The following is a 13002-nucleotide window of genomic DNA, read 5'->3' on the forward strand; positions in this document are numbered from 1 at the left end:
ATGGTAGCACAGAAACTTATTTTTTGTGATATTTTTTTGATAAAGTTACAAAAGAATTACTTTTATGTAACTTTATGTTATAAGTATTTATTATTTCTTTAAAATAAGGGTTGTCGATTTGTCAAAATTAAAATACTTTTGGGCAACTTGTTGGACCTTTTTTGCTGTGACTTTATTGACCTCTTCTTCATAATGTAAAAGGGGTTCAATGTCTCCCCGTACAAGGTAGCTGCCAAAAAGATTAGCCACAGAGGCAGAACTCTCAAGCGAATAGATAAAATCTGATTTTGTGTTGATTTTTACTTTTTCAAGTTCTGCTTTTGTCACCTTTGTCTCTTTCATAAGATTTATCTGTCTGATAAGCTCTTTTTCTACCGTCTCTGCCTTGACACCGGGGTTACATGTAGCCATAAAGATAAAAAGTCCGGGATCGGTGTTTTCCATATTGTATGCATAGACAGAGTTGACAAGACGTTTTTTGTCTACAAGTTCTTTATAGAGCCGTGAACTTTTCCCCGAGTAGAGAATTTCGGAAATAACGCTGAGTGTGACCTGGTCAGGGTCTTTAAAATCAGGAATATGAAAAGTAATAGCGAGCATTTCCACTTCACTCTCTTTATGCACGATCACTCTTTTTGCACCGTCCTGTTTCGGTTCTACAAATTTTACTTTTGGGATTTTCCCATGATTTTTTATTTTGCCAAAAGCGGCTTTTGCACTTTTAAAGACCTCTTTTGGATCGACATCCCCTGTTACCATTAAAATGGCATTTTGCGGCTGATAGTAGGTCGCATGAAAATCTCTTATGTCCTTGATGGTCCATGTTCTGATGTCATTCATAAACCCGATAGGTGTCCAGTGGTACGGGTGGTAAATGTAGGCATTGTTAAAAAGTCTGAAATAGAGATATCCCAAAGGATTGTTGTCAGTTCTCCAGCGTCTCTCCTCTGTAACAACATCACGCTCGGGTTGAAACTCATCATCTTTGAGATTGAGATTTTGCATCAGTTCGGCATAGAGTTCTATGGATTTGTTTAAATTGTCTGTGCTTGATTTGATATAGTAGTGCGTATAGTCAAAACTTGTAGAGGCATTGTTCACCCCTCCGATGCTTTTGACCTCTTTATCGAATTCGCCGGCTTTGAGATTTTTGCTGGATTTAAAGTTCATATGCTCAAGCATATGGGCTATGCCTGTTTTGCCCATGACCTCATTTCGACTGCCGACTTTGTAAAAAATGTCCGTACTGATGACATTTGAATGGTTCTTCAAAGGGATGACTACAATCTGCAGTCCGTTTTTGAGTATTTTTGTTTCATATTTTGGGAGTGATGTCGCCATAAGTGTTCCTAGTGTTAAGAGTAGTGTAAGTAATGTTTTCATTGTTTTCTGTCAGCTCCGACGGCCTGTGCAATATTGTCAAAACCGTCTGCTTTGAGCAGTTGTATGAGTTCTTTGTTTATATTCATAATCATATCGGGACCGTGAAAAATCAATCCGCTTAAAATCTGTACCAGTGATGCGCCTGCCCGTATGCGTTTGTATGCTTCTTCCGCAGAATCAATACCGCCGACGGAAATAAGTACTGTCTTTCCATAGAGTTCGTTTGCAATAGCGTCAAAGATTTTAAAGCTTTTTTCTTTAAGGACGGCACCGCTGAGCCCGCCTATATTTTTTGGATGTTTGACAAGTGAGTAGTCTATAGTTGTATTGGTCGCTATGATACCGTCAGCTCCGGCTTGAACTGCCATTTTTGTTAAATTTACGGCGTCTTGTATTTCCATGTCCGGTGCAATTTTTAGCAGGATCGGCATTTGTGTGAGTTTTTTTGCCTGTGTAAAAAGGTTTGTAATAAACGCTTCATTTTGCAAATCCCGTAATCCGGGTGTATTTGGTGAGGAAATATTAATTACAAAATAGTCGCCCAACCCGTCAAAAGCTTTGATAAGATGCGTATAGTCATTAAGAGCCTCTTTTTCAGGTGTTGTTTTGTTTTTTCCGATATTGATACCAATGGGTGTAGTAAACGGAGTGCGTTGTTTGAGGCGTTTTATGACTTTATAGGCGCCGTCATTGTTAAAACCCATGGCATTTTGAATGCTTTGTTCCTCCACATGGCGGAACATTCTTGGCTTCGGATTGCCGGCCTGGGGTTTTGGGGTGACTGTACCGATCTCGGTAAAACCAAATCCCAAAATCTGCATACCGCGTATCATTGTTGCATTTTTGTCAAAGCCGGCGCCAAGTCCTACCGGGTTGTAAAAGGTACGTCCGAAAATTTCCTGCTTCAGACTTGCATCATTGATGAAATGAGATTCCAAAAAGAAGTTAAAGGGAATCTGACAAATATTTGGCAGGCGTAAAACGCATTCGGCAATATGATGTGCAGTTTCCGGCTGGAATTTAAAAAGATAAGGTTTTATAGATTCATAACTTAACATAACTGTCCACTTGTATAAAATTGGATTATTATACACAATCTAAGCTAAATAACTTCTCAAACTCTTTTGGCGGTACCGGTTTGGAACACAAATATCCCTGGTACTCTTTACAGCTGATTTCTTCTAAAAGTTTGAGCTGTTCTTTTGTCTCGACACCCTCGGCGACGACATTGAGATGCAGGTCATCGGCAATACCCACTATCATATTGATAAAAGTCAAATCATCTTTTGTGTAGATATTGTCTATAAATGCTTTGTCTATTTTAAGGGTGTCAAAAGGAATATCTTTGAGATAAGACAAAGAAGAATAGCCGGTGCCAAAATCATCCAAAGAGAGAGTGATTCCCAGTTTTTTAATATTTTTGATAATATTTAACCGTTCTTTGAAATGTTGTATAAGGACAGATTCTGTCAATTCTATGTCAAATTTGCTTCTGTCTATGTCCTGTGTATATTTTTGTATCTTTTGCAAGAGTTTTGGGTCTTGGAATTGCACAGCAGACAGATTGACAGAGATTTTTATATTTTTTAAAGGAGTCTGCTCCCATTTTTTTATTTGAGCAACAGCTTCTTGAATAATCCATTCTCCAAGAGGAATAATCGTTCTGTTTTCTTCAGCAATACCGATGAACCTGTAAGGAGGAATGATTCCCTCTACAGGGTCTATAAGTCTGATAAGTGCTTCGCATCCGACTATTTTTTTGGTTTTTATATCTACTTTTGGCTGATAATAGAGTTTGAAATGATTGTGTTGCAAAGCATCTTTTATGATTTGCTGCATATGTATTTTTTCCTGAACCGCCTTGTTGATGGCATTTGTAAAAAACTGGAAATTGTTTTTTCCGAGCTCTTTTGATTTGTACATTGCAATATCTGCATTTTTTAGCAGTGTCTGAACATCCCTGCCGTCTTTGGGATAGATGGCAATCCCCATGCTGGCAGTGATCTGGTACTCCTCATCCTCAATCCTAAAAGGCAATGAGAGTTTTTCTTTGAGTCTTTGGGCAATCTCTATAATTGTATTTTCATTTGAAAAATCAGGCAGAATTACTACAAACTCATCGCCTCCCAGACGTGCGACAATGTCATTTTCCCGGGTTGTTTTTAAAAGAACCTGAGCAATGTGCAAAAGAATTTTATCACCAAAGGCATGTCCTTTTGAATCATTTATATTTTTAAAATTATCCAGATCCAAAAATATAATGGCAAACTCTTTTTTGTCTCTTTTGCTTTTTGCAATCAGCCAATTGATTTTTTCTATAAGACTCAGCCTGTTATACAGACCGCTTAAAGGGTCTTTTGTCGACAAATTATAGAGTTCTTCCTGTTCCTGCTGCAGCCTTTTGAATGTCATATTGAGGGAGTAGCGGATACTTTCTATCTCTTTGACAAAAAAGTTTTTTGGAGGATTTCGACTGTAGTAGGCATACTGGCGCAGTTTCTCAAGAGGTGTGATGATGTAGATTTTTGACAATACCCATAAAAACAGTATAAAGACAAAAGCGCTTACAAGAAAGGCGACAAGAATTTTTCTTATCTGTTGTGCAATGAGTCCATGCGTATAGGCTTCATCAATATATACATTTGCATAATAATATTTTGCCTGGAGTCCATGAAAAGTTTTAATGGAAAAAGAGTAACACTGTTGTGTGAAAATATTCGTATTTGTAATTTTGGAAATCGGGAGACACTTTTGTGTTGAGTGATTGTAATCTTCATATCTGATATTTGCATGGTAAATAATATTTTTGTTGCTGTCAAGAATATGTATATCTTTGACAGTGGGATTAATGATAATAATATTGTCAATATGAGAGGCAATAAAGTTGATGTCTTTTTGTTTTAAATTTTTTTCCATAAAGTGCTTGAGATTTAAAACATCGGTCTGTATGCTTGTCTGAAGCAGTTTGCTTATCGTCTCTTTTGAATTTTCAAAAAAATTATAAAAAATATACCCTTCGAGTGCAAACGCAACAAATATAATCGAAAGAATAAAACTCTTTATGGAAATGGAGTTCATAAAATGATATCGTCCTTTTTGTATCCATACTGTTGTATATATTCCAAAAGCTCCTGTGAGGGCTTGTTTATCCATTTGATAAGACTCAGGGAGTGACGATACTCTTTATAGCTTACATGTGAAAAGTATTTGGAAATAACTTTATAGGATGCTTTTGGATTTGTTTCTATGGTTGTTATAGCTTTGTCTATCACTTTTTTGAGTTGTATAAGCCTCTGCTTGTCATTTTTTACAAGAGTATCTCTTGCACACAGTGCATCTATGACAATAATACTGTTAATATCTTTTGTTGAGGCAACCTCTTTGAAATTCTTTTTTTTCAAAGCAATCTCATAAGGCGTGTAGGTGGCAATGAGTATGGCTTTTTGGGGGTCATTTTCCACATCCTGGATTTGCCGCTGATCTTTGTTTATAAAGTTTATCTTCTCTTTACTGATGGCATTTTTTTTGAGAAAATCAAGTAAAATTTCCTGATTGATGGAATCAACTTCAAGATAGGCATCTATTTTTGTACTTTTTTTGAGTGCCTCAAGTGTTCTGTTTGACAAAATCATATCGCCGCCGTTTGAGCGGTCTATCAAAATAACCGCTTTGATATCATGGGTGGTTTGTTTTAAAACATTGTATTCATGCTGTGTAGTCGTGACCATATCCGCCTTGCCGATACTGTACAAATCGGCTGCTTCTGCAAGAGAGACGCTGGTAACTATTTTTATGTTCAAAGAATCAAGTTTTCCTGTTTCATAGGCATAAAACAAAGGTGCATAGCCTATCCATTGATTTGTAGAGATGACAATCTGCTTTTGTGGTTTTGAAGAGCAGGCACTCAAAAGAAGCAGTAACAGTATAAGCAGCGATTTTGTCAAAATATCTCCAGTATTTAATATTAACACATTATAACTTTTATTAGTGAACATTTTAATCTCTTTGACCTTTGATTGTACTTAATTTTTTTGTTACTGAAGTCGTGTTAGAATAATAAAAAGTTCTTGGGAAAGGAGTAGTTTATGAGTAAAGTTTTAGTCCCGTTGGCAAACGGATTTGAAGAGATAGAAGCGGTGAGCATCATAGATGTTTTAAGACGTGCAGAGATTGAAGTTTTGGTTGCATCTTTAAGTGATGAGATGCTTGTAAAAGGAGCGAACAATATTGTCATTCAAGCGGACTTACATGTAAAGGATGTCAATGCCGACATGATTGATATGGTCGTTTTGCCTGGCGGATGGGACGGTACCTATGCTCTGGCTGATGATGAAAATGTACAGAGAATTTTGCGTGAGATGGATGCCAAAGGAAAAAATATCGGAGCTATCTGTGCAGCCCCGTTTGCCCTGAACAAAGCGGGTGTTTTAAAAGAAAAATATACCTGCTACCCGTCTGTAGAAGAACAGATACGCCAAGAAGGATATATGGGAGACAAAGCAATGGTCGTTGAAGATCAAAATGTGATGACCTCACGCGGACCGGGTACGGCGTTGTGCTTTGGTCTGAAAATCGTGAAAAAACTCAAAGGAGAAGAGACGTACAATGCACTCAAAGCAGGGCTTTTGGCAACTTACTGCAATTAGACTCTAAAGTTGCCCGGTATCTAAAAGCTTTATTGTAAATATTTAGTGATATTACATTTTTATATGTATTATGTTATTATGGTGCAACTGAAGAAATGAAAGGTTTAGAAAATGGCAACGAAAATAGAAAATTCAATAGGGCAATTAGGAAATATGGATCAAATAAGAGAGCTTATGTTTGGTCCGCAAATTCGTAAATTTGAAGAAGAATTGAGCAAACTTCAAGAAAATATGAATGTTGTTGCTAAAGAGTTAAGTCAAAAAGTAATATTATTAGAGAAAAAACTGACTGCTGAACATGCTTCAAATGTGCAACTTCTGGAACAAAAGATTAAAACTGTATCAAACGCACTGCAGGATGAAAGTATTGAATTAAAAGAACAGCTTGTTCGCCAAGAAAGAAAAGCAAACAATGCGCTTGATGACGTTCAAAAAGTATTTGAGTCACAAGTTGATGCAATGAAAAGAGAAAATATCCAAAATAAAGAAGAACTTCATAATGAACTAAAAGAAATTGAAACATCTATTATAAAACTTCTTAAAGAACAGGTTGAAAATCTCGAGGGCGCAAAAGTTTCAAAAGATAATCTTTCAAGTATGTTTTTTGATTTAGCCATGAAGGTAAAAGATACAACCATAGCAGAGAATTTTGACATGATGATAGAAGAGAGCATACCTAAAGAGGAAGAAAAAAGTAAGTAATTAGATGAATGATTACGAAAAACTAAAACAGCTGCTGTTTGAAGAAGAACGCCATAAAATAGATGAACTTGAACTGCTTCTTCAGAAGGCTATCAAAGAAAGTGGTGATGCTACTGTTATTGTTGAAAAAATTTCACCACTTTTAAGTGATATATTTTCAAAAACCATTGAAAAAAATAAAGCTGAATTTATTGCTATTTTTGCTCCACTTATTGGTGATATGTTACAGAGCACCATTCAAGACTCGAGTGATAAAATAGCAAAAGTAATGTCTCCTATAATTTCCCTGGCAATTAAAGATCAAGTTAAAAATGAAAAAGATGAGATAGTAGATGCACTTTATCCTGTTATTGGTAATATGATTAGTAAGTTTGTTTCACAATCTTTTAAAGATATGATTGATGAGATAAATACAAAAGTACAAACAACATTCTCATATGAAACACTCAAAAGAAAAATCGTTGCTAAAATTAAAGGTATATCAGAGACAGAATTGCTTCTGCAAAGTTCTACAAAATTAAATAAAGTAGAGAGTGTTTTTTTAATTCATAAGGAGAGTGGACTTTTAGTTAGTGAACGAAGCATTAAAAATCATGAATCTATAGAACCTGAGATGGTCGCTTCAATGTTGAGTGCGATTCGAAGTTTTGTGAATGATTGGATTTCTAAGAACAGTGATAGTTTAGAGTTAAATGAAATAGAGTTTGGAAATTATACTATTTATTTAGAGGTGGCAGGTTGTTGTTATCTGGCTGTTGTTTTAAGCGGTACAAGTAATCGTAAGTTACAAGACAAAATTACATCTGTTTTGGAATTCTTAGTCAAAAAACATTCTGATGCAATTATGCATTTTGAAGGAGATATGGATAAACTCAATCTTGATGAGATTAATGAACAGCTTGATACCTTGCTTGAAAATGAAAGCGAAATATTGGAAGAAGAAGAAAAAAAACAAAGTTATACTTTTCTTTGGATAGTAGGAATATCAGCATTAGCCGGATTATCTCTATATTCTTACATAAATTACAGTAATCAAGTATTACAAGAGAAAATTGAACAAAATTTGCAAAAAAATCCTTATCTTAATCTTTATAATATCAACGTGGATGTCAACTACAAAAACGTCTTAGTTCAAGGTAAGATTCCTTATGAAAGTCTTCATACAAATATTTTACAGACAATCAAACCACTTCTGACAAGAAGAGTATTGGAAGATAAAATTGTTTTAGCGCATGCACCTTTAAGCGAAGAAGAAATAAATAAAGAGTTGTCGATTGCATTTGCAATGCTTAATTTGGACAGTGGAAACAGATTGAGATATAAATTCCATAATGGTATACTTATGATACGTGGTATAATAAAAAATAAAAAAAGCTATAATGATTTATTAAAAGAAGTAAGTTCTATAAAAGGTATTAGGCAAATTATTTCAGATATTGAGTATAGTTTTTCCCAAGATGAACTGAAAATTTATTATGGGGTTTCTCAATCCAAGTTGACTCAGGAAAAGATGAAGCTTATTGATTTATGGATGAAGTCTTCAAAAATGAAGAAAACTTTAGAACTTTATAATGATTTAAATCTCTTGGTAATGGGCTTCTCAGATGGAAGAGGTGTTTCTTCAAAAAATATATATTATGCGCAAGAAAGAGCAAAAAATGTGTATAATTATCTTATAGAAAAAGGGATACCGTCTAGTAGGATAAGTTTTATTGCTTCGCCTGTTCCTTTAGCAGAGATGGAGAATAAAAAAAATCATGAAGGACGCTTAGTGCAGATTAAATGGATAAAAAATGATAACTAAAAAAGTAGTCTTAATCGGCGATTTTGCAACTGGAAAAACAAGTTTAATACGTCGTTATGTTGATAACCAGTTCAGTGATGATTACCTTACAACTATAGGTGTTAAAATATCTAAAAAATATGTACAAGTTTCAGAAGAATTAGAGTTACAGCTTATGATCTGGGATATTGAAGGGCGGACAGATGTAAAAGATACAAATCCTGCCTATGTCTTAGGAGCACATGGTGTGATTGTTGTGGGAGATATTACACGCCAATCAAGTATAGACAACATATCTTTGCATCTAAAGTTAGCACAAAATTTACTGAAAAATGTTCCTGCTGTTGTAGCCTTGAATAAGGCTGATTTGCTTATAGAAAATACTCAAATAAAAAGTACAGTTTCACAACTTCGCGACTCTCTTGAAAAAGTAGAAGAAATTTTTGAAACTTCTGCAAAAGATGGCAGGAATGTGGAAGAACTTTTTCTCTCACTGAGTAAAGCTATACTAAAATAATAGAGTTGAAAAAGGAGGTTCAAATGCATATACAAGAGGTCTTTAATGCTATTTATGAACGGCATCAGTATGAATATATAGTGGCAGATATGAATATGCAATGTATTGAATTCTCTGACAAAGTTATAAAATATATTGATATAGAAGAAGCTTCACAAATGTATGTCAGTATTATGAAACTTATTCCTGAATTGATTGGTTTAGAGAAAGAACTGATGCAAATAGGAAAAGGAGAAAGAGCAAATTTAGAACTACCATTGATTTACAAGAATGGTGATTATGTTACCATTAGTGTTCAAGCAGGAAGAAAAAACAAATTTGAAGCAATCGAAACAATTATTATTTTATTTGAAGATGTGACTGACTTTGTGAAGATGCAACAGAAATCTATTCAAGACAGAAACGATAAAGAGTTGCTTGTTTTGGAACTTGATAAAGCGAATAGAATGCTTGCAAAATACAATAAACATATAACAGAACTGGTTGAAAAAGAGGTTGAAAAAAATGTGCGTCTCACAAATGATATTATTGTAACACAACGTGAGGTTATTGCAACGATGGGAGCAATTGGTGAGACACGATCAAAGGAGACGGGTGATCATGTTTTACGAGTCGGTGAATATGCAAAAGCATTGGCATTAATAATTGGACTCTCTTCTGAAGAAGCAGAAGAACTAAGAATGGCAGCACCAATGCATGATATTGGAAAAGTAGGGATTGAAGATGCTATTTTAAACAAACCGGGAAAACTTACAGAAGAAGAGTTTGAAATTATGAAACAACACTCTTTACTGGGTTATGAAATGTTAAGCGGTTCTCAACAAAAACTCTTACAAACTGCAGCAATTGTTGCATATGAACATCATGAAAAATGGGATGGAAGCGGATATCCAAGAGGTCTAAAAGGCGAAAACATTCATATTTATGGGCGTATTATAGCAATAGTAGATGTTTTTGATGCATTGGGACATGACAGAGTGTATAAAAAAGCATGGCCACTTGATAAAATTTTGAATTATATTGAATCTGGTAAAGCAAAACAATTTGATCCATTTTTAGTGGAAAATTTTTTAAAAAATATACAAGTTTTTACAGATATTCAAGAGCGTTACAAAAACAAAGAAAAAGGTATGCTGGAACACTCCTAAAAATCAAGAGATTTTTAGTGAGTTCTCAGTATGTATTTCTTCAAGTTCTTCGAGTCTTTCCATCTTTTTGTAGTGATGCAGGTTGAGACTGACAAATTTATATGAGAGATAAATAATGACCGGCCAGCTTAAATACCAAATTGATTCTGCTAAATATTCCATAATTTCTCCTAGTAATGATGCGGGTCAGATTTGACTTCATCTATTGTGATTTGTGATTTGTCCATTGAACGCCATACAAATATAATATAAAGCAGGACAACCGGAACAAGGACAGAGACAATACTCATCACTTCAAGTGTGTAGTGACTTCCTGAACTGTTTTGTATGGTGAGTGAACTTTGTATATCTGCAAGTGACGGGTAAAAAACCGAAGCGTCCAGTCCCAAAATCAAAAACAATACAAGCACTGTAAGTATAACGCCCAATCCGCTAAACCAGATGGCTTTTTGTGCTTTTTTCGTTACTGCGATAACTACTCCGTATAACAATGTGAGAACACCGACAAGCAGTAAACCTGCTAAAGCCGGCATATCCATAAAGCTGTGTAAAAACTTCATACTTTCAACACTGACAACAAGGGTATCAGGATCATAACGCAAACCGTCCATAAACAATATTGTTGCCAAAACATAAAGAAAAAGAATCAGAAACATTCCAAAGTTTACAATAACAACCTTTTTGACTCTTGCCGTAACAGTCGGCACATCGACATTATTTAAAAAATACAAAGCACCCTGAAATCGTGAAAGAAAAACAAGCATCAATCCAAAGGCAACATTAAAAGGGTTTAAAAGTGCTTCAAGCCCGTAGCTCTGCATCGTCCAGTGTGAGAGGTTGTTTTCATTGACAATGAAATTACCGCCGCTAAAGAGTGTCGCCACTGCCACACCGATTAAAAATATCCCGAGGGAGCCGTTGATGTAGAGCAGGGTCTCATAAAAACGTTCCCCGTAAAAATTGTCCGGTTTTTTTCTGTATTCATACGCGACAGCCTGAATAATAAAACAAAAAAGGATGCCCATCCAGACATAATAGGCACCGCCGAAACTTACTGCATAAAAAAGCGGCATTGCGGCAAAAAGCGCACCGCCGAACATGACAAGCATTGTAAAAGTAAGTTCCCATTTTCTCCCTAAAGAGTTGACTAAAACATCTCTTTCATCTTCTGTTTTTGCCAGAGTATACAGCAGTGTCTGTCCGCCCTGTACAAAGGTCATAAAGACAAAGAGTGCTCCTAAAAGACTGATTAAGAACCACCAGTATTGTTGTAAAGTGAGTAAGTCAAACATTTAATGTCCCTCCGGCCCGATTTTTATCTGTTTTAACATGATTTTTACTTCGGCTATTAAGAGTGCTGTAAAAAGCACTGCAAAGAGCCAAAAAGTAATCATAACGCTTGTTGAGGCAATGTTGGAAGCTGCCATGCCTACCGGAAGCAGATCCTGAATAGCCCAGGGCTGACGTCCTGCTTCTGCTACTATCCATCCGGCTTCCTGTGCGATATATCCAAGCGGAATGGTTGCCAATGCGAGGTAGAGCAGCCACTTTTTGTTGTGCATTTCGTTGGTCATGGCATAATAAAGGGTCACCATAAAAAGAACCAAAAACCATGTGCCAAGCCCTACCATTGTGTGAAAACTGTAAAAGCTCAGTGCAACATCGGGGACAGCATCCTGCGGTTTTTTCAAATAACCGTAGCCCATATAAGCCTGATTTGCTTCAAAAGTTTTGAGTGCTTTTTCAGCCTCAACGAGATTGCCTTCTTTTTTGAACTTTTTATAGGCGCCTAAAGCGGCCACGGCAGTTTTTCCTTTTTGCATTTTTTGCGGTATGGACATAATGCCGTATTTCTCGCTTCCCTGCATCAGGTTGTCTATACCCGGTACAAAAGCATTCAAATCATGGTAGCCAAGGAAAGAAAGCGCACCCGGGATTTCAAAACTGAAAAGAAAGGGATTTAAGTCGTCACCTATCTCTTTTGCGGTATCAAGTACACCAAAGGCAACAATTCCGGCGCGTTTTTCTCCATCATACAAACCTTCCATAGCGGCAAGTTTCATGGGCTGGTTGAGGGCTACCTGGTGGGCTGATTCATCACCTGTGGTTAACAAAAAAAGTGAGGTAATAAGCCCGAAGCTTGAGGCTACAATAATGCTGCGTCGTGCAAACTGTGTATCGCGTTTTTTAAGCAGATACCAGGCACTGATTCCTATAACAAAAAGTGAAGCAAGTACATAACCGCTGCTTATTGTATGCAAAAACTTGCTGACTGCATTCGGGTTGAAAAATACTTCCCAAAAATTCAACATTTCGTTTCTTGCCGTATCGGGATTGAATTTCATACCAACAGGGTGCTGCATCCAGCCGTTTGCTACCAAAATCCACAGTGCAGAGAGGTTTGAACCGATCGCAACAAGCCATGTGGAGGTCAGGTGCATTTTTTTGCTGACTTTGTCCCAGCCGAAAAACATAACGGCAAAGAATGTCGATTCCATGAAAAATGCCATAAGCCCTTCAATAGCAAGCGGTGCACCGAAAATATCGCCGACAATCCAGGAGTAGTTCGACCAGTTGGTACCAAACTCAAACTCCATAATAATACCGGTAGCCAGCCCTATGGCAAAGTTAATGGCTAAAAGTCCCATCCAGTATTTTGTTGTCTGTTTCCATTTTTCATCGCCGGTTTTGACATAAAGAGTTTCCATAATGGCAACGATAAATGTCAGACCAAGTGTAAGCGGTACGAAAAGCCAGTGATAGAGTGCTGTAAGAGCAAATTGCGCCCGTGACCAGTCAACAAGCACGTCAGTGTGTTCCATA

12 protein-coding genes are annotated in these 13002 nt (G+C 36.3%); 5 read left to right on the forward strand and 7 right to left on the reverse strand.

Features of this window, described 5'->3' with window-relative positions; all coding sequences use genetic code 11:
- Positions 1-90: 90 nt before the first annotated feature.
- From MLC44_RS04940 to MLC44_RS04955, 4 genes are read right to left on the reverse strand one after another with little or no spacing between them, the layout of a single operon-like run.
- The gene (locus MLC44_RS04940) at positions 91-1341 is read right to left on the reverse strand and encodes a M16 family metallopeptidase (RefSeq protein WP_434658679.1); all 1251 of its coding nucleotides are present in this window, start codon (positions 1339-1341) and stop codon (positions 91-93) included.
- 38 nt (positions 1342-1379) lie between these two features.
- Positions 1380-2441: a quinone-dependent dihydroorotate dehydrogenase gene (locus MLC44_RS04945; protein WP_434658681.1), complete on the reverse strand. Its 1062-nt coding sequence runs from the start codon at positions 2439-2441 to the stop codon at positions 1380-1382.
- A 28-nt stretch (positions 2442-2469) separates the two neighbouring features.
- A complete protein-coding gene (locus tag MLC44_RS04950) occupies positions 2470-4536 on the reverse strand; it encodes an EAL domain-containing protein (protein WP_434658683.1) in 2067 nt (688 codons plus the stop codon).
- On the reverse strand, positions 4458-5378 hold the full coding sequence (locus tag MLC44_RS04955) for an ABC transporter substrate-binding protein (protein WP_434658685.1): 921 nt from the start codon (positions 5376-5378) through the stop codon (positions 4458-4460). The genes MLC44_RS04950 and MLC44_RS04955 overlap by 79 nt, the downstream gene beginning before the upstream one ends.
- A gap of 90 nt (positions 5379-5468) precedes the next feature.
- Between MLC44_RS04955 and MLC44_RS04960 the strand changes: the two genes are divergently transcribed.
- The 5 genes from MLC44_RS04960 (at position 5469) to MLC44_RS04980 (ending at position 10179) form a co-directional block, all read left to right on the forward strand.
- Entirely contained in the window at positions 5469-6029 is a 561-nt protein-coding gene (locus tag MLC44_RS04960) for a DJ-1 family glyoxalase III (RefSeq protein WP_151900660.1), read from the forward strand.
- 111 nt (positions 6030-6140) lie between these two features.
- On the forward strand, positions 6141-6731 hold the full coding sequence (locus MLC44_RS04965; protein WP_434658686.1) for a hypothetical protein: 591 nt from the start codon (positions 6141-6143) through the stop codon (positions 6729-6731).
- A 4-nt stretch (positions 6732-6735) separates the two neighbouring features.
- Entirely contained in the window at positions 6736-8535 is a 1800-nt protein-coding gene (locus tag MLC44_RS04970; RefSeq protein ID WP_434658688.1) for an OmpA family protein, read from the forward strand.
- Complete coding sequence (locus MLC44_RS04975) at positions 8525-9031, forward strand: Rab family GTPase (RefSeq protein ID WP_434658690.1); 507 nt, start codon at positions 8525-8527, stop codon at positions 9029-9031. Before MLC44_RS04970 ends, MLC44_RS04975 begins: the two co-directional genes overlap by 11 nt.
- Positions 9032-9054: 23 nt before the next feature.
- Complete coding sequence (locus MLC44_RS04980) at positions 9055-10179, forward strand: HD-GYP domain-containing protein (protein ID WP_151900656.1); 1125 nt, start codon at positions 9055-9057, stop codon at positions 10177-10179.
- A 3-nt stretch (positions 10180-10182) separates the two neighbouring features.
- Here MLC44_RS04980 and MLC44_RS04985 read toward each other — a convergent pair whose 3' ends face one another.
- From MLC44_RS04985 to MLC44_RS04995, 3 genes are read right to left on the reverse strand one after another with little or no spacing between them, the layout of a single operon-like run.
- Positions 10183-10341: a hypothetical protein gene (locus MLC44_RS04985; RefSeq protein ID WP_188109963.1), complete on the reverse strand. Its 159-nt coding sequence runs from the start codon at positions 10339-10341 to the stop codon at positions 10183-10185.
- 8 nt (positions 10342-10349) lie between these two features.
- Positions 10350-11471 (reverse strand): cytochrome d ubiquinol oxidase subunit II, encoded by a 1122-nt coding sequence (gene cydB / locus MLC44_RS04990; protein ID WP_434638029.1) that lies wholly within the window; start codon positions 11469-11471, stop codon positions 10350-10352.
- Positions 11472-13001, reverse strand: coding sequence for a cytochrome ubiquinol oxidase subunit I (locus MLC44_RS04995; RefSeq protein WP_434658691.1), 1530 nt, complete (start codon positions 12999-13001; stop codon positions 11472-11474).
- Between the last annotated feature and the right edge of the window lies 1 nt (position 13002).

The organism is Sulfurimonas sp. NW9 (assembly GCF_051132275.1).
In the GTDB taxonomy this organism is placed as follows: domain Bacteria; phylum Campylobacterota; class Campylobacteria; order Campylobacterales; family Sulfurimonadaceae; genus Sulfurimonas; species Sulfurimonas hydrogeniphila.